The following is a 22,312-nucleotide window of genomic DNA, read 5'->3' on the forward strand; positions in this document are numbered from 1 at the left end:
ATTCTAACCTTCTCACCATCATCTAACCTTCTCACCATATAGAAAAAAAATTATGAAAGGAATTATTTTAGCAGGTGGTTCAGGTACACGTTTGCATCCGATGACACTTGCTGTGAGTAAGCAATTAATGCCAGTGTATGATAAGCCGATGATCTATTATCCGTTATCGACTTTAATGTTGGCGGGGATCAATGAGATCTTAATTATTTCGACTCCACAAGATCTACCGCAATTTCAAAGGCTATTGGGCGATGGTTCGCAGCTTGGCTGTCGATTTGAATATAAAGAGCAACCAAGCCCAGATGGATTGGCACAAGCTTTTATACTAGGAGAAGACTTTATCGGTGATGATAAAGTGGCATTGATTTTAGGCGATAACATTTTTTACGGCTCGGGTATGTCCCAGTTATTACAATCTTGTGTTGATATTGAAGGCGGAATGGTGTTTGCTTACCAAGTTACAGATCCTCAGCGATATGGCGTCGTGGAATTTGATGAAGATAAAAAGGCGATTTCAATAGAGGAAAAACCTGTAATACCAAAATCAAATTTTGCTATTCCAGGCTTATATTTCTACGATAATGATGTTGTAGGGATTGCGAAGCAGATTAAACCATCGCCAAGAGGCGAATTGGAAATAACCGATATCAATAAAGTGTACTTGGAACGCCAGAGGCTGAAGGTTGCTGTTTTTGATAGGGGTACAGCTTGGTTGGATACAGGTACAGTACAATCGCTTATGCAAGCGGCTCAGTTTGTTCAGGTAATTGAAGAACGCCAAGGGATGAAGATCGGAGCGATCGAAGAAGTAGCTTATCGTATGGGCTATATTGATAAAGAGCAATTATTAAAAATTGCTGAACCGTTGCGTAAATCAGGTTATGGAGAATACCTGTGCCTATCAATTAAATAAATTTACCTATTTTTGTGAAAATTTCAGGGGATATAATGAAAAGAGTATTATTGTGGTTGTTTGTTATGAGTCTGATTGTAGGAAGCATTTGTGCTAATCAATCGGTATTTGCCCAAGCTGTTGATTATAGCAAAATCAAGGTGGAGCAATTGAGCAGTGAACAGATTCTACAGATGATGACCCGTGCGCAGAGCCAAGGGATGTCCAATGTGGAATTTTACAATACTTTGCAGCAGCAAGGTATGCCTCAGGCTGAGCTTGTTAAGTTAAAGGCACGTATGTCCAAATTAAAGTCCAATGATGTCGGTGATCAAAATTTAACTGTTTTGGTTGATCCGGGTGAGCAGGGGCGTAGCATCGGTAATACTAGCGATTTATTAGAGACTTCTGTGGGTGAAGTTCAAGATGACGGAAAGCCTAAAATATTTGGTTCTTCTTTATTCAACCACGGTAATATCAAGTTTGAACCCAACATGAATATGGCCACTCCTGCCAATTATAGTATAGGTACTGGCGATCAGCTATTGCTGGATATCACTGGAGAGAATGAAGTGAGTTATAAGCTAAAGGTTAGCCCTGAAGGCACGATTAAGGTGGATTATGTTGGTATTATTCCCGTAGCGGGCCTAAGTATTGAAGCTGCAAAATCAAAATTGAGCAATCGATTGTCAAGTACCTATCCAGCACTTCGTACTGGGAGGACCACTTTGGATCTCAATTTGGGAAATATCCGTAGTATCAAAGTTACGTTAACCGGTTTCGTTAGACAGCCAGGGACCTATACCTTGCCATCTGTAGCTACGGTTTTCAATGCTTTATATGCTGCAGGGGGTCCTTCCGATCAAGGAAGCTATCGTGATATTCAAGTTATTCGTAACAATATTGTTATCGGGCATATTGATGCGTACAACTTCTTAGTCAATGGTATCCAATCTGGCAATGTTAGATTAGAAGATCAAGACGTCATCCATATCCCTGTGTATCAAACACGGGTTGAATTTCAGGGCTTAGTAAAGCGGCCTGGATTTTTTGAAGCCAAGCAGGGGGAGCATTTCTCTGATTTACTTAAATATGCAGGAGGTTTTGCGCCGAATGCTTATACCGCTAAAGTAAAAGTATTTAAGGTCACGCGCAGAGATCGTGAACTCCGTGATATTTATGCCGATGAGTTTACGGCATATGAAGCAAGTAATGGCGATCAGTATATTGTAGAAGAAATTTTGGATCGCTATGAAAATCGGGTTCAGGTTGATGGCGCTGTATTCCGTTCGGGTTTTTATGAATTGACTCCCGGTATGACTGTGATGCAATTGCTGGACAAAGCGGATGGCATTAAAGAAGATGCCTTTATGACTCGTGCTTATATCAACCGTCTAAATCCCGACAACACCCAACGATTGATTTCTTTCGATCTGCAGAAATTATTGAATGGTGAGATCGAAGATATCGTATTGCGACGCGAGGATAAAGTAATCGTGACCTCTATTTTTGATTTGCGAGATGAAATTAATATCAATATTGATGGCGAAGTCCGTAATCCCGGTAAATTTCAATTTGCCGATGATATGACCTTGGGCAATGCCATCCATATGGCTGGCGGATTGACCGATGCTGCCAATATAGAGCGCGTAGAGATTGCGCGACGTATCCGTAAGAATACCAATGAACGTGATTCTGTTCTTTCCGAATTGTTGCTGGTTAAATTTAATAGCAAAGAAGAAGCTTTAGAATCAGATTTCGAATTAAAACCTTTTGATATTATCAATATTAGAACAAGTACAGGATATCAATTTCAGCGACAGGTTCGTGTCGAAGGAGAGGTCAAGTATCCCGGGGTCTATACCTTAGTGACAAAAGGTGAGAAGATTTCCGATTTAATTAAAAGAGCAGGTGGTTTTACAGAGTTTGCTTATTTAGAAGGAGCTTCTTTACAACGTGTAGCTACGAGTTCGGAGATTGCGGTACAAACTTCACAAGCGAGCAAGACCGATACTTTGACCGATGAAATGGAAATACAAAGTGAAGAGATAAGAAACTCCATTTTGAACAAAGTAAAAGAAGGTAGCTCTAAAACTAATCTATATTTTAACAATCATATTGGGATTGAATTGGCTAGAATTGTGAAAAAATCCGACTCAAAATATAATATTTTATTACAACAAGGTGATATTCTAACTGTACCCCGTCAATTGCAAACGGTGAAAGTCGTGGGCGAAGTTTTAAGTCCTATTTCTGTTGTTTATGTAAAAGGTAAGAGCCTTAAATATTATGTCAATCAGGCCGGAGGATATACAGCCAAAGCACATAAATCAAAGACCTTTATCCAATACGCCAATGGTGCTGTTAAAGGTACCCAAAGAGGTATCGGTCGTATTTACCCAGAAGTAATGCCTGGTGCAGAGATTGTCGTTCCGCAAGAACCTGCTAAACAAAAAATGTCTACACAAGCTATCGTAGGACTATCGTCTGGTGTGGTATCCATGCTTGCTATTATCGTTTCTTTATTAAAATAATATGACGACATTAAAAAATAATCAAGACGATGAAATGTCCTTGAAAGAGTTGTTTCTTCAAGTACAGTATTATTGCCTTATTGTCTTAAAGAAATGGTGGCTTATCACCATAGTTGGAGGATTAGGCTTTGGTATCGCGTATTATTTTGAAAGTAAAAAACCAATACTCTATACCGCTACCACTACATTTGTGTTGGAAACGGGTAATGCAGGTGCACGTTCAAATGTATCTAATTTATCCAGCATGTTTGGTCTTGATGTTGGAGGTACCACCAACGACCTCTTTCAAGGAGAAAGTTTATTGGAGTTATATCGTTCGAATTCCATCATAAAGGAAGTTTTATTATCACAACTCGTTCAGGACTCCAGTACATTACTTATCCAAAAGTTATTTATGATTAATGAGGAGTTGAAAGAAGAAATCACAGCAGATGATCAATTATTAATTGCTAACAGCCATTTTTTGCTTCATCCAGAAAGCGAAGAAATGAGGCAACGCGATAGTATTTTGAATAATGCTGCTAAGGTTGTTCGTAATAATTACTTTAAAGTATTTTATCCCAATGCAAAGGCTAATATTATTCGAGTAGATGTCAATGCTGAAGATGAAGCTTTTGCTAAATCTTTCAATACCTATCTGGTTTCTAAAGTCAATGATCTGTATATGGAGATAAAAGCAGGAAAATCCTACCTCAATATTAAGACACTACAATTTAAAGTAGACTCGGTCCGGGCAGTTGTGAATAGTGCGATTTCTTCATCTGCCGTTTCGATAGACATGACTCCCAATTTAAATCCGACCAGAGGCGCATTGAGAGTTATTCCAACACAGGAAGCTCAAATGAAAGTCGAGACAAATAAAAGCTTATTAGCGGAGTTAAACCGCAATTTGGAAATGACCAAACTCAGTTTGAGTAAAGAAACTCCGTTAATCAAAGTTATCGACGAATCTTTTTATCCTTTAGATAAAACTTACCCTAAAGAAATACGCCAAGGCATCATTGGTTGCATTGCCGGAGTTATGATTACCATGGTGTTGATTTTATGTTTTTCCTTTTACCAAAAGGTAATGAAAGAAGAATAACTCATGAGAGTGATTTTTGATATTGGGGGTTAAATAATATAAGTAAAGTAGTATAGTAGCGTTGGTTTTTAAAAATGGCACAATTGGAGAAAAATATTATCGATAAGAAGTCGGATTGGGATGAGGTAATCACGTCTAAGACAGGACTTTTTGATCTAAAATTAAAGGAAGTATGGAAATATCGTGATTTAGTTGGTCTTTTGGTCAAGCGTGACTTTGTGACCTCCTTTAAACAAACCGTTTTAGGGCCTATTTGGTTTTTTATCAGTCCTATGTTGACTTCGGCAATATATATGATTATTTTCACGGTTATTGCACGTATTTCTACAGACGGAATTCCACCGATTTTATTTTATCTTTCAGGGATTACCTTATGGAATTATTTTTCATCTGCATTATCATTGACCTCCAATGTATTCACCTCTAATGCCAATGTTTTTGGTAAGGTATACTTTCCACGTTTAGTAATGCCCTTATCCATTATTGTTTCGCGTTTGATGCAATTTGGGGTACAGCTCTTATTGTTTATATGCTTTTGGTTTTACTATTGGTCGAAAGGTGCAGTTGAACCCAATATTTGGTTACTTGCAGTACCTTATTTTGTAATACTATGTTCAGTTATTGCTATGGGGTTGGGTTTGATTTTTTCTAGCCTAACGACCAAGTATAAAGACGTTGCGATGCTTTTGAGTTTTTGTATCCAATTGTGGATGTATGGTACCCCTGTGATTTATCCATCCTCTATTATGCCGGAATCTGTTAGGGTCTATTTGCAGTATAATCCAATGATTGGAATCTTTGAAGGTTTTAAATATGCCTTTTTAGGAAAAGGGAATTTTGAACCCAGTATGTTGATTTATCCGACAATCTTTGCTGCAGTTATTTTGGCTTTAGGGGTTTTGATATTTAATAAGGTTGAAAAATCTTTTATGGACACCGTTTAAAGGGAGGAGATTATTATCATGAGTAAAAATATAGTATTAGATATTGAAAATGTATCAAAACAATATCGCTTAGGTAAAGTAGGTACAGGCACCTTGTCCCATGATTTGAATCGTTGGTGGGCTTCTATCCGAGGGAAGGAGGATCCCTATTTAAAGATTGGGGAAACCAATGACCGGAGTAAAAAAGGGAGCTCCGAATATGTTTGGGCATTAAAGGATGTCAATTTTCAGATTGAACAAGGTGATGCTGTAGGTATCATTGGTCGCAATGGAGCAGGGAAATCTACTTTATTAAAGTTATTGAGCCGAGTTACAAAACCAACTTCTGGAAGTATTAAGTATAAAGGACGTATTGCTTCGCTTCTTGAAGTAGGTACTGGCTTTCATCCAGAGATGACAGGAAGGGAGAATATTTATTTGAACGGTGCTATTTTGGGTATGACCAAAAAAGAGATCACGCGTAAGTTTGATGAAATAGTAGATTTTTCGGGAGTCGAGCGCTATATTGATACGCCAGTAAAGCGTTATTCTTCAGGTATGTATGTCCGTTTAGCCTTCGCAGTCGCCGCCCATTTGGAGTCAGAAATTCTGATTGTAGATGAAGTATTAGCGGTAGGTGATGCTGAATTTCAAAAAAAGTGTCTAGGTAAAATGGGAGAAATATCGAAAGGAGAAGGACGTACTGTAATTTTTGTTTCCCATCATATGGCGAGTATCCAAAATCTTTGTAATACTGCTGTATATATGGAACATGGTACGGTAAAATTTTCTGGAAATTTGGAAGAAGCGGTTAATAGGTATTTAATTGGTAATGTAAATGTTAAATCATCTAAAAACCTTGCTAAAAAATTTAATTCGCCCTTTTCTAGCCACGTTTCTTCCATTAGTCTTCATGATGTATCTTCAAACGAAGAAAAATATTCATTTAGAATGGGGGAAGAAATTAAGGTAAGAGTTGAATGTAATATTCTCGACCCATTGGACAATATAGGGTTAAATGTGCGCCTTAATGATGCTTATGGTCAAGGAATAGCAGGTTGGAGAACTAGTGAGAGTAATATCCATGTGCCGTTTAGAAAAAATTTAATTGCAGAAATAGTAATAAAGGATTTGAATATTTTTGATGGAAATTATTACTTAACTGTAGCAATAACTAATGGAAAAGAGGCCGTTGATGTTGTTGAAAATGTATTGAATATAGAGATTGTACCTGAGCGCATTTTGAATTATCCATCAATAATTTCAAAGAAGTTTAATTTGATTTATACACCTTCATCTTGGTGTTTCCCTTCTTAATGAGTTTTTTGTAAAGACATTTGTAATGATAGTAAGAAAGTTTAAGAGTTTATTTTTACGCATAAAATGCAAGGTTAGAAAACTTGTTATTTTCTATAAATCAATTTATTGTCAACATGGAAACGAAATCCTTCTGATTCCACCAACGTTGCTGAATGGAAGTTTTGGCGATGAACTTATGGTGGTTTCTTTCTTAGAGAAGTATAAAGATAGACCAGTTACACTGTATACACAGAAAGTCATTATTCGTTCAGATTTATTCAAATCATATAGTAATTTGAGTTATCTTCCATGGTCGGTTACACCAAATTATTATAAATACAACTCATGTTATGTTTTAGGAGCTGACAACATGAGCGGTACTTATGGAAATGAGGAAGTGCTTGAAAAAACTTCAATTTTAAAGGAGGCCAATCGTCATAAGTTGTCAACAAGTATTTTGGGTTTTAGTTTGAGTTCTAAAACTACGGATATTGTGAAAAAAGAATTTAAAGAAATTAGCTCTTTTACGTCCTTTTACCTACGAGAAAGTGATTCATATGCTAGAGCATCAGAATTTCTACCTGAAGATAAGATTTCTTTAGTTGCAGATTTAGCTTTTAATTGTCCTCTAGTACCATGTGAAAATTTAGCATATACAGAATGGATTAAACATCAAAAGTTCGAAGGGAAACTTATTGTAGCTATTTGTCCCAATTCTATTCATATGCGTGGTTATCAAGATGAGGCCTATGTTGATCAGTATATTGATTGTTTAAAGATATTTGCAAAGATTGTTCCTACCGCTTTCGTTTTGCTTTATCATGACATAAGAGACTTAAATAAAGGGTGGGATGATAAGAAGATTTCAAATGCGATTTTTAAAAAAATAGGTAATTCCCTTAGTGTTTTCTTTCCGGAAGAAATCCAAAATGGAATTGAACTCAAGGCTTTTTTACCTTTTGTTGATATGACTTTAACATCACGTATGCATTTTGGCATCTCTGGAATATCTTTAGGCAAGCCCATGTTTGGAATTACGTATGAAAATAAATTTTCTGGATTACAAAGGTTTTTTGAAATCGATCCAGATCGGTCACTTGTAGATTATAAGAATCTGGAACAAGTTGAGCATGTATTACCATTATTCTTACAGGATTTGGAGCAAAATAGAATTAAGTTGCAAAATCATCTTTTGCGAGTACGTGAGCTTTCAAATCGAAATTTCCAACATTAAAAATATTGATGAAATCTATCTATTCTCTCTATCAGAGAGAATAGTCTTTTATGAACAAAAAGATGAAGCTTCTTGTATTAACATCCCATTTACCCTATCCTTTGGATGAGGGTGGGAAAATTTCCCAATATGCATTTGCTGAAAAGCTGCAAGATTTATTGGATTTACATTATATTGTCGTAGCGGGTAATTTATCGGAATTGGCACATGCAAATGCATTTAAAGATTCGCTAAAAAATGCAAAGGTGCATATTTTGGATATCAGTAAAATTGTAATTACAACTCCTACCTTAGGGAAAACACGAATTAAGAACTTAATTAAGGCATTCCTGCGTATTTTTAAACCGAGAAAAGATACGGTAATAAAGCCTTCATTGGTGAGAGATGATTATCAAAAGAAGTTTAATATTTTTAGAGAAATAGATGAGCGTTTCGTCAATGGGATTATGGATATTACAGCTCATTTAGCGCCTGACATCATACAAGTAGAGCATAGCGGCTTTTTGAGTATCGTAGAAGTATTGCCCGATGATATAAAAAAAATTTTTGTACATCATGAGATTCAATACGCTCGTCTTGAATCCTACAGAACACCTCAGACGGCCTATGAAATTTATAAAAGAAATTTTCTCAGAGATATTGAGTTAAATCTTCTGAGTAAATACGATCATGTACTGACCTTTAGTCAAGATGATAAATTGAAACTTTCATGCGTATTGGATATTCCAGTTATTTCTTCACCTTTTCCCGTTTTGGATGATTTTTTTGAAGAAAAAAAAATAGAAGATTTCGCAATCAATAAAATTGTTTTTATAGGACCAGAGGTTCATGAACCCAATTATGATGCTGTATTATGGTATCATGATACCATTGCAGAGCAAGTATATCTTGCCACTGGTTTGATTACTCATATAGTAGGAAAATGGAGTGAAGAAACTATCGTTAATTTAACAAAACCCTATCTTGTGTTTGATGGTTTTGTTTCTGATATTAAAATGCATAATAGAAATAGTCTTGTCATTGTTCCATTACGAATGGGAAGTGGTATAAGAACGAAAATTATTTATGCTATGGCACAATCTCTACCCGTAATCTCTACCTCTATTGGCTGTGAAGGCCTTGGCGCTCAGGACGGCTGCCAGCTTATCATTAGGGATGAAATCATGGATTTTAAGAACGCAATTGTTGATTTGGTTCAAAATATGGAATACGCATTTAAAATTTCTCAAGAGGGATATAAACTTACGAAGTTTAATTTTTCTCAAGATTCATTAGTGCAAAATAGGTTAAATATATATAAAGAAATTATTGAAAGTGAAGAAAAATAAAGTTAGACCTATTGCTATACACCTTCCTCAGTTTCATCCTTTTGAAGAGAATGATGCTTGGTGGGGAAAAGGGTTTACCGAATGGACGAATGTGACAAAGTCTAAGCCCTTATTTGAAGGTCACTATCAACCACATCTACCTGCAGATCTTGGTTTTTATGATTTACGTTTAGAGGAATCTCGCTTGGAACAAATTGCTTTAGCGAAGGAATATGGTATTTATGGCTTCTGTTATTATCATTATTGGTTTAATGGTAAACTATTGATGCAAGATCCTATAGAACGTATGATGGCAAATCCCAAAGAGGATTTTCCTTTTATGTTTTGTTGGGCCAATGAAAATTGGACGAGAGCATGGGATGGTGCTGATAGAGAGATTCTAATTCAGCAAAATTACAGTTTAGAAGACGATTTAGCTCATATTCAGTATTTCATTCCATTTTTTAAAGATAAGCGTTATATCTGTATCGATGGTAAGCCAGTTATTGCTATTTATAAGTCAGCGGATCTTCCAGAACCTCGAGAAACCATTCGTATTTGGCGTGAGGAAGCATTAAAACATGGGTTGGAATTATATATCTGTCGTATGGACAGGTGGAATACGCCTAATGGTCAGGAAATATTAGATTTGGGTTTTGATTCTGCGATTGATTTTCAACCATTAAGTAGTAATCTTTCAGGGTACCTGAGAGGTAAGGACCAAAAAATTAGGGAAGAAAAGGCCGCTGCTATTGCTTATATAAATCAATCTCTTTTTAGAAGAGCAAAGCGTAAAGTAAATACAATAGTACAAAAATTTGTCCCTGAAAAGTCTGAAAAAGATAGTTCAATTGATTTGAGACTCATTGATTATAATGAGTATGTCGAATATGATTTGGCACATTTAAATATTGGATATAAGCGGTTTCCATGTGTGACACCTTCCTGGGATAATGCAGCTAGAAGAAAAAATAATGCAACAATATTTTTAAACAGTACGCCAAGCATTTTTGAAAAATGGGTGAAAGGGAAAAAAAGGAACTTTGATCATTTTGAATCATCTGAAGAAAATCTGTTTTTTATTAACGCATGGAATGAATGGGCAGAAGGTAATCATTTAGAACCTTGCAAAAAATTTGGTTTAGAATATTTATCCTCATTAAAGAGGGGACTCGAAGATGTTTAATTTATTATATTTTAGTGAATTAAGTCGAATCTTTACAAATGTATAGTAATACTGAAATGGAAAAAAGACAAAAGAAAATATTGTTTTTAGGGAATGAAGCAAATTTAGATGGTGCTCCTTTGAGACTGGTAGAACTATTGGATTATTATAACGATAACAATAAAGATATCCTTCTGGATTTGCAGCTTCTTTCCAAAGGGAGTCATCCGGAGATGTATATCGGTAAAGTTAGGAAACTAAAAATTAAAGGAATCGGTATTGTCCAATTTCTAGATAGGCTGGCGAAACGTTTTTTACGGTATAATATATATGATTTTTTTGTAAAGAGGGAAAAATACACCTTATTTTATGCTAATTCTATCGTTTGTCTACCCGATGCGGTACATTATAAATCACTTACGCCAGGGTCCCGTGTTATTTTGCATTTACGTGAACTGGAGACTATTTGTCGTCGTGTCAAAGATATAGAAGAGCTCCTTAAGCAAGTTGATGAGTTTAATGTGATATCTGTTACTGTTGGCGATATGTTGATTAATCGTTTTGGTATTGACCGATCCAGGATAAACTTGACTTACAGCGGCACATATTTGAAACAAGTTGACTATACAAGTAAAGCTATTTTATCTCAACTTACCATTGGTACTTGTGGTGGTGTTTTTTGGCGTAAAGGGATTGAGCAATTTATTCAAGTAGCAAACATTATTGTAAAAAAATATCCCAATGTCAAATTTGAATGGTTAGGTCCTATTGGAGGGAATGAAAAAATTATCTACGGAGCTGATCTTAAAAAATTAGAATTAGTAGATCATTTTAAGTTTTTAGGCAGTAGTGGGGATGTATTGAATGTAATGAAAGATTGGTTTCTTTTTTTGAGTACAGCTAAAGAGGAAGCGTTAGGAGTATCTATCATAGAAGCAGGAAGTTTAGGTATACCCATTATTTGTTTTGAGAAAAGCGGCGGACCAGGGGAAATATTAGCACATGGAGGAGGAGTTGTGGTTCCTTATTTGGATGTTTCAGCTATGGTAGCTGCTATTGAAATGTATATCCATGACCAGGAAAAATACTTCCAAGATTCGCAGATTATATTAAGAGAGGTTCAAAAGTATGATATTTCATTGTCTTTGCCTAAAATAGAGGTTGTTATCAATAGAAATGTATAAAATGAGAAAAGTTTTTGCCATTATAGTGATTTATAATGGGATGAAGAATGACTGGATTCAGAAGTGTTTTGATTCGATTTTGAATTCATCTGTATCATGTGAGATTGTAGCTATCGATAATCATTCATCAGATGATAGTGTACAGTTCATTAAATCAAATTATAAAGAAGTTAGCTTAATAGAGTCCGATATTAACCTTGGTTTTGGCGGGGCAAATAATAAAGGTCTAGAAGAAGCTTTGCGAAAAGGAGGCGAGTATTTTCTTTTATTGAATCAGGATGCTCAAGTGTCAGAGGATACGATTGAGGTTTTGATTGAACAAGCACAAAATAATCCTGAATACGGTATTATTAGTCCTATGCATTTAAATGGTAGGGGTGATGCTTTGGACTTTAATTTTTCAGTTCAGATAGAACCAAAGAGATGCAAGCAGCTCTATTCTGATATCTTTTTAAAGAAAGATCTGAATAAGCTCTATGAAGCAAAATTTATTTGTGCAGCCTGTTGGTTGTTACCCAAAAGTACGCTTAAGCTCGTAGGGGGGTTCAATCCTACCTTTTTTCATTATGGTGAAGATGATAACTATTGCCATCGTATCATATATCATAAGCTTAAAATTGGTGTATATCCTTGTTCAAATATTTTTCACGATCGTGAAGATAGAGCTGCTAGCAAGTATGATGATAATTTTGAAATGTTGAAAAGACAATATTTGAGAGAATTGTCCGATCCAAACACGGCCAGAATTAACGAACGTAAACAAGTGTTAATGAGCAAGAAGATTATTTATGCCGTTTTGAGAAATGAAAGTCAAGTACAACTAATTGATTATAAATTACAATTAATAAAAAATGGATACATGAGGCAGGCTTTGGAACATAGAGCTGTTTCACAATCCTCCACTGCGTTCAATTTTTTGGCTTATTGATTGATGAAACGTATAATATGAGCAATAACATAACTTCTCTCGTTTCTATTCTCATTCCGTTGTACAATAGGGGGGAGATGATAGTCAAGACTCTTGACTCCATCAAGCAACAGACCCATAGGCATTGGGAATGTATTATTGTAGATGATGACTCTACTGACGATTCGTATGCTGTGGTTGAAGCCTATATTGCAGATGATACACGTTTCCGACTGTATCGGAGGCCGAGCCATCTGCAAAAAGGCGCAAATAATTGCCGAAACTATGGTTTCGAACAATCTAAAGGCTACTATATCAATTGGTTTGACAGTGACGATGTCATGCTGCCCGAATTTTTAGCTACCAAACTCAAGCATATCGAAGGGTTCAACTTAAATCTGTGTGGATATTATTTAAGTGATGAGCATTTCACGGTTATGAGCCGCTATGATGTCGAACCGGTAGCTGATATTCTACGGGAACATATTTTGTGGAAATTAAAGATCATCACCAACTGTGTATTCTTTAGACGGTCTTTTTTAATCGGTAAACCGTTATTCGACGAGAAGATCAGTAGAGGGCAAGAGACCGAGCTGTTTACGCGGTTGTTTCAGGGATTGGATCCATGTGAGGTCGGTTTTATAACAGAACCGCTATTTTATTACGTGCAACATGAAGGGTCGATCAGTAATGGTATGAGCAGCAATAGTGCCCGTCATATTGAATCGCGGTTATTTGTTTACCGAAAAGCGTTGAGCCTTTACCCTGGCGACAAAGAGATTTTACAAAAATTATATCATGGTGTCTTTATTTTAGCAGTGTACAGCAAAAAGCATGCACATCCAGCGCTATTGGAGGCTTGCTTTGATCTATTGGACCAGATTTTGGGTCACCTGCCAGGTCTGAAATACCGTGTACCATTGCTTATTATCAAATCAGCAATACCAAAAAGTACATCATTAGCCTACCGTCTTAAAGATCTGTTTAAAATCTAAATGAACATTTTTTTTATTCCATTCTTTTTTGGCTTACTTTTGTATGTCCATTTAAGGACAATTTTTCATTCTTTTCTATTCCGATTCGCCTTAACAGGCAGTCGGTTTAACCTAGAAAAATCAATATCTTAATATATCAATATGAGTAAGGTAGTTTATGTAATCGGTGTATTCGATTTGTTTCATCGTGGACATGTAGAACTGTTGCGTCGATCCAAAGCATTGGGCGACAAGTTAGTTGTAGCCATTAATGGCGACGAAATGGTAGCTTCTTATAAGCGTTTACCTTATCTGGACGAGCAAGACCGTTTGGCCGTTGTAGCAGCTTGTCGTTATGTAGACGAAGCCTTTATTATTCGTCAATACGACAATAAGGAATATATAGAAAAATACAAGGTCAATAAGATCGTTCACGGCGACGATTGGGAAGAAGATAGTTATATCGAGCAAATTAGGGTATCACACGCTTACCTAGAAGAGCACGATTGCGAGTTGGTTTTATTACCCTACACCGAGGGTATCAGTACTTCGGGTTTGATCCAGAAAATAAAAGGTAACTAACATGATCTACAAGCAACTTTCTTACTTACCTATCATATTTCAGGTCGACGAGGGTATTATTTTGGATGTCCAAGATTATCTGGTGCGCAATAAATTGTTATTCAGCAAGGTGCTGGTGGTGAGTGGACTTTCCCATTCCCATCGTATTGCTGTCGAGCTGGTCGCTAAAAATAATTGGGAGCTGTATACGCTTCCCAACAATACGATGGAAGACGTTGATGCTCTGAAAAACTATTGTTTACAGCATCATGTCGATTTGATCGTTGCATTAGGAGGGGGGAAAGTGTTAGATTCGGTTAAACGTGTTGGTTACCTCATTAATGTAAATAATCTAGCTGTGCCCACCATCATCTCCAATGACGGATTGATTTCACCTATCGCTGTTATTAAAAATGATCGGGGAAAGACCGAGAGCCTACCCGGTATGATGCCTATGGGGGTTATCATTGATATTGATGTGATCAAAAATTCACCGATCGATTATATTCGAGCGGCAGCTGGAGACATTCTTTCTAACATTTCTGCGACTCATGATTGGGTGCTTGCTTTTCAATCGGGGCATGAAACCATGAATGATATTGCCTTTCATCTCTCCAAAAGTGCCTCAAGCGCGCTCGTACATTATCACAATGTCGATCTGCAATCGAAAGAGTTTTTGCGATTGGTGGTACAGGGACAGATCAATTCCGGACTTGCTATGTCATTGGCAGGGACCTCCAGACCTTGTTCTGGTAGTGAGCATCTGATCAGTCATGCGATCGATTATTACGGACTTTCTCATAACGTGCTGCATGGTACACAAGTAGCCTCTATCAGCCTATTTACGTTATTTCTACAGGGTAAGCTAAAGTCTAGGTATATCAAATATGCCCAAGCAACGGCCATCCCTTTGGATTTCACCCGTTTCTTGAGCGATAGTTCTATTGAAACGCTGTGCAAAATCTATGAAAAGGCCAAAGAAATGCGCCCTGGACGCGTCACTATTCTCGATACGATAAGTCAGGATGAATTTATCACGAAAATTAAACAATTTCAACAATTAGAAATTACTTATGAAAAATGATCTTTTAATCAGACTTACAGTCTTTAAGGTCTATATCATGCACCTGCTCTTTTCTTTTCTTCGGGTATTTGTTCCCAAAAAGGAGAAAGAGCTGTTGTTTATTCCTTCCCATCAAGTAGATCGCTTTTCGGGCAATTTGAAGTCATTTTATGATTACATCGCTATCCATCAACCTGATTATAGCAGTTACATTTTTTTAACCAAGGAGGGTTCTAAGCAAGTAGCATACCCCACTGTCAGTGGAACTCTGTCCTTATTATGGCGACTTGTAAGAGCCGACTATGTCATTATAGATGGATCGAATCCTTATTTGATTTCAAAGCAGCTCTCGGTCATTCAATTGTGGCATGGATGCGGATTGAAAAATGTAGGATTATCCAATCAAAATACCGATAAAAATTTACTTCGTCTGTTTGAGCGACATTTTGCTACTTATCGATTGGTTACTGCACTTTCGGAGTACGATGCCAATAAGCATAATCATGATTTTAAGACCGATAAAGCTCAAGTAACCGGTATTGCTCGAAATGATGTTTTTTTCCAGTCAGAGTCCGGTTTAGAAGCGTTACGTGCCGCATTAGGAATCGTCGGGTTTAGACGGATCATTACTTATGCACCTACGTTCCGCGATCATTTTACGGTTGCTAATTTTACGGAACCGTTTTGGCAAGAGCTCAATTCGCTATTAGCCACTAATAACGATTGTTTGCTGATCAAAAAACATCCCTGGGATCGATTTTTAATCGTACCCGAAGGCTTGTCTCATATTCGGGATATTAGTTCAGTGGTGGATGATGTGCAGCAGCTGTTGATCGTGACCGATCTACTGATTTCCGATTACAGCTCTATCGTTACCGATTATGTCATTACCAAAAGACCTGTATTGTATTATTTGTTTGATCATGCGCTTTATTTAAGCACATGTAGGTCCATGAGCGATCCGATTGAAGAGCTACTCCCAGGTCCATTTATTTACGATGAACGTATGCTATTGGATTATTTGGCACAGGACACTTGGATGGAAGATCCTGAATTGAAATTAAGATCGACAGATTTTATATACAAGTTCCATCACTATTTTGACGGTCATTCTTGTGCACGTATTTTTGAAGCAATGGCTAAATTAAAGTAATTAGAACATGGTCAATTTATCAATTATAGTACCCGTCTATAATGTCGAAGATTTTGTCGAACGCGCATTGTTATCCATTGTCGCTAAGCAGCAAGGATTAAACGATTACGAGCTTATCTGTGTAGACGACGGTTCGACAGATCGATCAGCAGCGCTTATCCGAAAACTGGCGGAGCAATATCCCATGATCAAATTGATTCAACAACAGAATCAAGGCGTTAGTGTCGCCCGGAATACCGGGATCGACCATGCACGAGGGATTTATATGATGTTTATGGACCCCGACGATTTCTATGTTCCAGACAGTATCGTGTCCTTGCTCAATTGTATGGAGGAACATGACTTGGATCTGTTAGCTTTTGATATCCAGCGTACCACAGCAGATCACTTGGAGCGTGTGGACAAGATTCACTGTCAGGTATATTCACAAAAGTCATTCTATCAAAAAACAATTGCCCTACCCTTCTGTGTTGCCTATATCTATCGAAAAGCACTCATTGGATTCATACGTTTTCCGAAAGGTTTGATTGCTGCCGAAGATTTTGTTTTTGTTGAAAGTGTTAGTCTTCATGCTAAGCAGATTGGTGTTGTTGAACAGCGCTTATACGGTTATTTCAGCAATCAACATTCGGTGATGAACAAGAAAGATGATCAGGCGCGCAATCAACGGTTTGCGCAAGATTATTTAACGGCTATACAGTTGTTCAAGGAGTTGGTGGACGATAATAGAAATACAGAATTAGCACCTTATTTACGCTTTAGGCTGGAATTTCGCCTTTTTCATTTTTTGAAAAGAATGAAAGATCGAAATGTTCCTTTTCCGGAGGTCAATGCCTACCTCAAAATGCTTAAAATAGGGCCATTTGAAGCTATTGGAAAGGTTCAGTTGCAAACCAAATCATGGTTTTTTAGAACAATGATTTTAAATCATCCCCTGTTATTTGCGCTAGCCTATCGGATACCCAGTCGCATTCTTATTTAAAGTGAGAAGTTATCATTGGAGTGAATTGGCCGATCGACCTTCTTAACTGCAATTTTTAGCAATATTTAACGCTAAAATTAGCTGTTTTTTCTGAAGGTATAATTTGTTATTTTTGTTGCGTTGTATATAAAACCTATCTAGTTATCAATGAAATTAATAAACATATTTTTAGGGCTATCCTTACTCTTTATTTTCAGCTCCTGTCGGAAAGAAAATTTAATGGATAAAAAAGAAAAAGAGCTGGTCAGTAAGTTATTGCTTGAGCCTCGAGATTTTAAAGGAATGGAAATCTATGCCCACCGAGGCCACTGGAATACTGCCGGTAGTTATGAAAATACGCTAACTTCCATTCGAAAAGCCGCCAATATAGGTGTACACGGTGTTGAGCTTGACGTACGTATCTCTGCCGATAGTGTGCTGTATTTACACCATAATCCCGATGTGTTTGAAAATATCTCATTTTCAAGTGTATCCAGTAAGGATATTGATCGGGTCATATTGCCTAATGACGATCATATTCCGCGCTTGGATGCCACGTTGGACTTGTTAAAACAATATCCAAAACTCAAAGTGAATTTTGAACTAAAAGGAGATATACCAGCCAAATTTTTAACGATTTATGTCCGACGAATCAATGATTTGGTGATGCGTTCCGGTATTCATGAACGGATTTTCTTCTCCTCTTTAAGTTTACCCCTATTAGTCGCATCTAAAAACTACAATGCTAAGATCAAGACGCAATCCATCAATTACGCTGATTTCGATATGAGCAAATTGGTAGCTGCTAAGGTTGACATGATCAATTTTAGTTATGCGATGTCAATGAAGCGATCAGAACTGATCCAGAGAGCAAAAGAAAATAAAATAGTTGTTTGCTCAGGAGCAGGTAAATTTGTAGATGTGATGAGCCTTTTGGATAGAAATCCAGATGTACAGATGATCAATACAGACGAGCCCGATTTGGTGATGCAAGTATATATTAAAAGTGACGTAAAAGAGGGAAATGATTAATTTTATCCGCCAATTTTTTAGTTTATTAAATTATCTATTTCCGAAGCACCATCAGCGTGTGGTATTGCTTCCTTTTCCAAATACCGAACCAGGAAGCATCAATATTGCCAATTATTTAGCGGATTATTCTGATTTCAAGGTATATTTTATAGTTGAAAAAGAAGGAAATATCATCCCGCGTACGCTTCTTCGACCGCAGGTGCATATTGTTGTAAAAACCAATCGTTGGGACTACCGTTATTTGTGGCAGGTATACCGGTCCAAATTTGTTTTTTTGACCCACGGTTGTATCTTGGATCGTTTTCCAAAGCGTCAGGTGGTCATTAATTTGTGGCATGGGTTGCTTTATAAGCGAGTCGGTCTTTTAGCCGATGGAGTTGGCTTGGATGCAACATATACTATCGGGACCTCAGCTTTGACTGGCCCCATGTTGAGTGCAGCGTTTGGAGTTCCACAATCCAGCGTATTACGTACAGGCTATCCGCGTAATGACAATTTGTTAAAGGGGCTCGCCAATCGGATAGAAATCATACGCCAACTAGATCTTAAGCAGGACTATGATCGTATTATACTTTGGATGCCGACCTATAGACAGAGTATAAAAGGAGATATCCGCTTAGACGGGGTCGACGTTGGGAATCCATTTTATATCCAAGATTTTGATATCAAGCGCTTCAATACACTTTTAAAAGAACAACGGACCTTATGTCTTGTCAAGCCACATCCGATGGCTCCGAAATATACATTGGATATCGATTCTTCACATGTTCATTTTATAGATGACCAATGGGTATACGACCGAGGACTTGACCTATACAGTTTAGTTGGAGCCACAGATCTTTTGATCTCAGATGTATCTTCTATCATGATTGACTACCTGCTTTTGGATAAGCCAATCGTTTGTATCAGTGAAGATTTTGAAGCATATGGACAAACGAGGGGGTTTTATTTTGAGGATATTGAAGCTAAGATTCCGACGCAAGTCTTACGGAATCAACATGAGTTCTTTGCGTTTTTAACGCAATTATTGAGCACTGGAGTAGACCCATACGAGCAGAAGAGAATGGCGCTCAAAGGTTTGTTTTTTCAATATCAAGATGATCGAGCAACGGAGCGAGTCGTGGCTAGTACGATTGGATTTGAGACTAAAAGATAGGGTGTGAATGCGGCCATGCCTTCTCGTATTTGGAGGTGACAAAAGAATAAATTAGAGACATGCGTATCAATTTAAATAAATTATTTTCCTTTTCCTTTGCTTTACTTGCATTCTTGCTCAGTCTGTTTTTGTTGCATTTTTATACCAAAGGAGATCAGGTCCATTATACAGCCTTTTATAATGGTGTGCACAACTTTAATTTTTTCACAGGTTTTCTGTATTATAATCGTGCATTGGGGGCTTCCGAGCCGATCTATTATATTATTATCTATGTCTTCGGGGCCTTTCTAAAGAAAAACTTTTTGATTGCCCTGGTTAATGCCATTTTGGCCTACAACGTAAGTTTGCTATTGACCCGGCTTCAAGTTAACAAATTGTTGATCTTAAGTTTATTGTTGAACTTTTATATGATCGTGCTTTTTACAGGAGCAGAGCGATTAAAATTTTCATTAGCCATATTGTCTTTTTATTTTTTAGCTTCCGGTAGTATCAAGCAGAATTCACTCCTATTCCTGTCTGTATTTACCCATTTTCAAACGTCGCTTTTAGCCGTCGGTATCAAGTTTAAAGATATCTTGTACTTCATTCGCAGTATCTTCTTATTGCGGATGTCCTTTAAAAAAGTATTCCTGATGACGCTGTTTGTTATCGGCTGTTTAGGGACATTGGTGGCTCTTTATCTCTTGCAAAAACAGCTGATGCAAAAGTGGAATTATTACTCTTCCTCGCAATCTTTAATGAATATCATTAAGCCCAGTGTTTTTTTAATATTAACTTTATGTTATAGAAAAAAAATTAGTTTGTTGGAAATCTTTGGATTGTTCTTACCTTTGTTGATAATTTCGATGCTTTTAGGTCCTGAACGAATTGTGATTTTTTGTTATTTTATTTTCTTTTATTATGCATCCAGAGTTAATCATGGTGTTAATATTGGAATATTATTGTCGCAAAGTTACTTTATTTATAAGGGCGTTGATTTTATCATAAACATACTAAAACACAATACGGGTTTTATTTAAAAAAAGATTATGAAAAATATTTATTTAGTTGCTTTTTTAATTTTTTCTAGCGTTTTCGCATTCGCGCAGAAGAAAGATTTTAAGATTTATAATGCAATTCTTTTTGATGAAACGCCAAGTCTGGAGCAATATGGGATTCTAGATTTTAATATGATTTATGAAGATGGATTGATTACCACAAATTATAAAGTTAAAGAAGCCAAGGCGCCTACCCGCAGGTTTGTTGATGAACAAAAAGTCATCAAAGCTGCAAGTAAATCATTAGCACAAGATGTTCCTGTTTGTCTCGATGTCGAACATTGGGATTTAAATAAGAAAACTGAGAAAGCGTATTCTACAGCACGTTATCTGGAGCTGATCAATAACTATAGACAGATTGATTCCAAAAACTTGGTGTCAGTTTTTCATTATGGAGCAGTTGCCAAGCCTATTTATGATGCCTCCAATGTGATATACCCAGCGTTCTATATGCAGACGGATCAGATGAAAGACTGGTATGATAAAGTGAATTATTTTTTAAGGAATACTAAAAAATTTGGTGGAAACAAACCTGTTTATGCCTTAGTATGGCCACAATATAATACGACTAAGAAAAATGCAAATAAGCCTTTTTCGATGCTCGAGAAAAAGGTCTGGAGAGCACAATTGGAATATCTTTACCAGCGTTGTGATGGTCTAGTTATTTGGACACATTATCGCGATGAAAATGGCAAGCGTATTCAGTTTGACGAAAAATCACCTTGGTTTCAAGAGACACTTGCCTTTATTAAAGCAAAAAAATTAAATCGCTAATAACTCATTTCACGACATAATTAGACTATGATATTAATTGATGCTGTCTTTATAAATGATGGAGGGGGGAAAGTCTTATTGGACTATTTGATTCATTCACTTGAGTTAAAAAAAACGGATTGTTTTTACTTATTAGATGAGCGCATTATTGAAAATCATCCTGTTATTACCAATGATCGTCAGGTTGTCTATGTAAAAGCCACATTACGAAACAGGCTCAATTTCTACAAAGAAAATTACGATCGTTTTGGTCAAGTTTTATGTTTTGGTAACATTCCGCCGCCAATTAAACTGGCGCGTGCGACTGTTTACACTTATTTTCATCAGCCTTTATTTTTAAACATTCCTGCAGACCATGGTTTTAAGTTGAAACTGTTGTATTCTCTTAAAATGTTTTATTTGAACAGAAAAAAATTAAACACATCTTATTGGCTCGTTCAGAATGTAATCGTGAGAGATAAATTATTATCTAAGTACCGTTTAAAACCAGAAAAGGTGCTGGTTCTTCCTTTTTATCCACCTTTCCATGAAGATACTTTGATAGCTTATAAAAGAAAATCGTGTTCATTTATTTATGTCAGTAATGATACTCCGCATAAGAATCACCTGCGTTTAATTTCGAGCTTTTGTCAGTTTTTTGACCAAACTCGTCAAGGGAGTTTAACGCTAACCCTTCCAGATTCAGCTGTTGGCCTGCTTGAAATGATCAAACAGAAACAAGATTTGGGTTATCCGATTATTAATCTAGGCTTTATTCCTAGAGCAGCGTTATATAAAGCATATAAGAGCCACGAATACTTAATCTTTCCTTCTCTAGCAGAAAGTTTTGGATTAGGATTGGTCGAAGCTATCACATGTGGTTGTAAAGTCATTGGAGCAGATTTACCTTATACCTATGCAGTATGCGAACCGAGTATCGTCTTTGATCCATTCGATGGAGCCAGTATGGTAGCAGCGATGCTTAAAGCCACACATTATGATGATGTACCCTTTTCAAATCAGAAGATTAAAAATGAAATCGACGGATTGATTTCGTTATTAAATACTTCACCTCAAATGCAGATTAATTAAA

Annotated in this window: 20 protein-coding genes; all 20 read left to right on the forward strand. The window is 36.7% G+C overall.

Annotated elements, in window-relative coordinates; genetic code table 11:
- Positions 1 to 52 precede the first annotated feature (52 nt).
- The 20 genes from rfbA (at position 53) to WH188_RS11290 (ending at position 22,311) form a co-directional block, all read left to right on the forward strand.
- On the forward strand, positions 53 to 913 hold the full coding sequence (rfbA, locus tag WH188_RS11195; protein ID WP_339423931.1) for a glucose-1-phosphate thymidylyltransferase RfbA: 861 nt from the start codon (positions 53 to 55) through the stop codon (positions 911 to 913).
- A gap of 35 nt (positions 914 to 948) precedes the next feature.
- Complete coding sequence (locus WH188_RS11200; protein WP_339423932.1) at positions 949 to 3,426, forward strand: SLBB domain-containing protein; 2,478 nt, start codon at positions 949 to 951, stop codon at positions 3,424 to 3,426.
- Position 3,427: 1 nt separating this feature from the next.
- The gene (locus tag WH188_RS11205; protein WP_339423933.1) at positions 3,428 to 4,510 is read left to right on the forward strand and encodes a lipopolysaccharide biosynthesis protein; all 1,083 of its coding nucleotides are present in this window, start codon (positions 3,428 to 3,430) and stop codon (positions 4,508 to 4,510) included.
- 74 nt (positions 4,511 to 4,584) lie between these two features.
- Positions 4,585 to 5,454 carry an ABC transporter permease gene (locus WH188_RS11210; RefSeq protein WP_339423934.1) on the forward strand — a complete coding sequence of 290 codons (870 nt, stop codon included), beginning with the start codon at positions 4,585 to 4,587 and terminating at the stop codon, positions 5,452 to 5,454.
- 18 nt (positions 5,455 to 5,472) lie between these two features.
- Positions 5,473 to 6,750 carry an ABC transporter ATP-binding protein gene (locus tag WH188_RS11215; protein WP_339423935.1) on the forward strand — a complete coding sequence of 426 codons (1,278 nt, stop codon included), beginning with the start codon at positions 5,473 to 5,475 and terminating at the stop codon, positions 6,748 to 6,750.
- 25 nt (positions 6,751 to 6,775) lie between these two features.
- The gene (locus WH188_RS11220) at positions 6,776 to 7,966 is read left to right on the forward strand and encodes a polysaccharide pyruvyl transferase family protein (RefSeq protein ID WP_339423936.1); all 1,191 of its coding nucleotides are present in this window, start codon (positions 6,776 to 6,778) and stop codon (positions 7,964 to 7,966) included.
- 50 nt (positions 7,967 to 8,016) lie between these two features.
- Entirely contained in the window at positions 8,017 to 9,294 is a 1,278-nt protein-coding gene (locus WH188_RS11225) for a glycosyltransferase (protein ID WP_339423937.1), read from the forward strand.
- Positions 9,281 to 10,459 carry a glycosyltransferase WbsX family protein gene (locus WH188_RS11230; protein WP_339423938.1) on the forward strand — a complete coding sequence of 393 codons (1,179 nt, stop codon included), beginning with the start codon at positions 9,281 to 9,283 and terminating at the stop codon, positions 10,457 to 10,459. Before WH188_RS11225 ends, WH188_RS11230 begins: the two co-directional genes overlap by 14 nt.
- A 56-nt stretch (positions 10,460 to 10,515) precedes the next feature.
- Entirely contained in the window at positions 10,516 to 11,622 is a 1,107-nt protein-coding gene (locus WH188_RS11235; RefSeq protein WP_339423939.1) for a glycosyltransferase family 4 protein, read from the forward strand.
- 1 nt (position 11,623) lies between these two features.
- Positions 11,624 to 12,550, forward strand: a complete 927-nt coding sequence (locus WH188_RS11240; RefSeq protein WP_339423940.1) for a glycosyltransferase family 2 protein — start codon at positions 11,624 to 11,626, stop codon at positions 12,548 to 12,550.
- 17 nt (positions 12,551 to 12,567) lie between these two features.
- Complete coding sequence (locus tag WH188_RS11245; protein WP_339423941.1) at positions 12,568 to 13,524, forward strand: glycosyltransferase family 2 protein; 957 nt, start codon at positions 12,568 to 12,570, stop codon at positions 13,522 to 13,524.
- A gap of 141 nt (positions 13,525 to 13,665) precedes the next feature.
- On the forward strand, positions 13,666 to 14,085 hold the full coding sequence (locus tag WH188_RS11250; RefSeq protein ID WP_339423942.1) for an adenylyltransferase/cytidyltransferase family protein: 420 nt from the start codon (positions 13,666 to 13,668) through the stop codon (positions 14,083 to 14,085).
- 1 nt (position 14,086) lies between these two features.
- Positions 14,087 to 15,148, forward strand: coding sequence for an iron-containing alcohol dehydrogenase (locus WH188_RS11255; RefSeq protein WP_339423943.1), 1,062 nt, complete (start codon positions 14,087 to 14,089; stop codon positions 15,146 to 15,148).
- Positions 15,138 to 16,280, forward strand: coding sequence for a CDP-glycerol glycerophosphotransferase family protein (locus WH188_RS11260; RefSeq protein ID WP_339423944.1), 1,143 nt, complete (start codon positions 15,138 to 15,140; stop codon positions 16,278 to 16,280). The genes WH188_RS11255 and WH188_RS11260 overlap by 11 nt, the downstream gene beginning before the upstream one ends.
- Positions 16,281 to 16,287: 7 nt before the next feature.
- On the forward strand, positions 16,288 to 17,262 hold the full coding sequence (locus WH188_RS11265) for a glycosyltransferase (protein WP_339423945.1): 975 nt from the start codon (positions 16,288 to 16,290) through the stop codon (positions 17,260 to 17,262).
- A 219-nt stretch (positions 17,263 to 17,481) separates the two neighbouring features.
- On the forward strand, positions 17,482 to 18,273 hold the full coding sequence (locus WH188_RS11270) for a glycerophosphodiester phosphodiesterase (protein ID WP_339423946.1): 792 nt from the start codon (positions 17,482 to 17,484) through the stop codon (positions 18,271 to 18,273).
- Positions 18,266 to 19,429 carry a CDP-glycerol glycerophosphotransferase family protein gene (locus WH188_RS11275; RefSeq protein WP_339423947.1) on the forward strand — a complete coding sequence of 388 codons (1,164 nt, stop codon included), beginning with the start codon at positions 18,266 to 18,268 and terminating at the stop codon, positions 19,427 to 19,429. The genes WH188_RS11270 and WH188_RS11275 overlap by 8 nt, the downstream gene beginning before the upstream one ends.
- 59 nt (positions 19,430 to 19,488) lie before the next feature.
- Complete coding sequence (locus WH188_RS11280) at positions 19,489 to 20,448, forward strand: hypothetical protein (RefSeq protein WP_339423948.1); 960 nt, start codon at positions 19,489 to 19,491, stop codon at positions 20,446 to 20,448.
- Positions 20,449 to 20,457: 9 nt separating this feature from the next.
- Positions 20,458 to 21,240 (forward strand): hypothetical protein, encoded by a 783-nt coding sequence (locus WH188_RS11285; protein ID WP_339423949.1) that lies wholly within the window; start codon positions 20,458 to 20,460, stop codon positions 21,238 to 21,240.
- Between the two features lie 27 nt (positions 21,241 to 21,267).
- On the forward strand, positions 21,268 to 22,311 hold the full coding sequence (locus WH188_RS11290) for a glycosyltransferase (RefSeq protein WP_339423950.1): 1,044 nt from the start codon (positions 21,268 to 21,270) through the stop codon (positions 22,309 to 22,311).
- The last annotated feature ends 1 nt before the right edge of the window (position 22,312 follow it).

Origin of the sequence: Sphingobacterium sp. MYb388, from assembly GCF_037479535.1 — a bacterium.
GTDB classification, from domain to species: domain Bacteria; phylum Bacteroidota; class Bacteroidia; order Sphingobacteriales; family Sphingobacteriaceae; genus Sphingobacterium; species Sphingobacterium anhuiense.

Coding starts and splice junctions, on each gene's coding strand:
- rfbA (WP_339423931.1), top strand. CDS start 53: ATGAAAGGAATTATTTTAGCAGGTGGTTCAGGTACACGTTTGCATCCG.
- WH188_RS11200 (WP_339423932.1), top strand. CDS start 949: ATGAAAAGAGTATTATTGTGGTTGTTTGTTATGAGTCTGATTGTAGGA.
- WH188_RS11205 (WP_339423933.1), top strand. CDS start 3,428: ATGACGACATTAAAAAATAATCAAGACGATGAAATGTCCTTGAAAGAG.
- WH188_RS11210 (WP_339423934.1), top strand. CDS start 4,585: ATGGCACAATTGGAGAAAAATATTATCGATAAGAAGTCGGATTGGGAT.
- WH188_RS11215 (WP_339423935.1), top strand. CDS start 5,473: ATGAGTAAAAATATAGTATTAGATATTGAAAATGTATCAAAACAATAT.
- WH188_RS11220 (WP_339423936.1), top strand. CDS start 6,776: ATGATAGTAAGAAAGTTTAAGAGTTTATTTTTACGCATAAAATGCAAG.
- WH188_RS11225 (WP_339423937.1), top strand. CDS start 8,017: ATGAACAAAAAGATGAAGCTTCTTGTATTAACATCCCATTTACCCTAT.
- WH188_RS11235 (WP_339423939.1), top strand. CDS start 10,516: ATGGAAAAAAGACAAAAGAAAATATTGTTTTTAGGGAATGAAGCAAAT.
- WH188_RS11240 (WP_339423940.1), top strand. CDS start 11,624: ATGAGAAAAGTTTTTGCCATTATAGTGATTTATAATGGGATGAAGAAT.
- WH188_RS11245 (WP_339423941.1), top strand. CDS start 12,568: ATGAGCAATAACATAACTTCTCTCGTTTCTATTCTCATTCCGTTGTAC.
- WH188_RS11250 (WP_339423942.1), top strand. CDS start 13,666: ATGAGTAAGGTAGTTTATGTAATCGGTGTATTCGATTTGTTTCATCGT.
- WH188_RS11255 (WP_339423943.1), top strand. CDS start 14,087: ATGATCTACAAGCAACTTTCTTACTTACCTATCATATTTCAGGTCGAC.
- WH188_RS11260 (WP_339423944.1), top strand. CDS start 15,138: ATGAAAAATGATCTTTTAATCAGACTTACAGTCTTTAAGGTCTATATC.
- WH188_RS11265 (WP_339423945.1), top strand. CDS start 16,288: ATGGTCAATTTATCAATTATAGTACCCGTCTATAATGTCGAAGATTTT.
- WH188_RS11270 (WP_339423946.1), top strand. CDS start 17,482: ATGGATAAAAAAGAAAAAGAGCTGGTCAGTAAGTTATTGCTTGAGCCT.
- WH188_RS11275 (WP_339423947.1), top strand. CDS start 18,266: ATGATTAATTTTATCCGCCAATTTTTTAGTTTATTAAATTATCTATTT.
- WH188_RS11280 (WP_339423948.1), top strand. CDS start 19,489: ATGCGTATCAATTTAAATAAATTATTTTCCTTTTCCTTTGCTTTACTT.
- WH188_RS11285 (WP_339423949.1), top strand. CDS start 20,458: ATGAAAAATATTTATTTAGTTGCTTTTTTAATTTTTTCTAGCGTTTTC.
- WH188_RS11290 (WP_339423950.1), top strand. CDS start 21,268: ATGATATTAATTGATGCTGTCTTTATAAATGATGGAGGGGGGAAAGTC.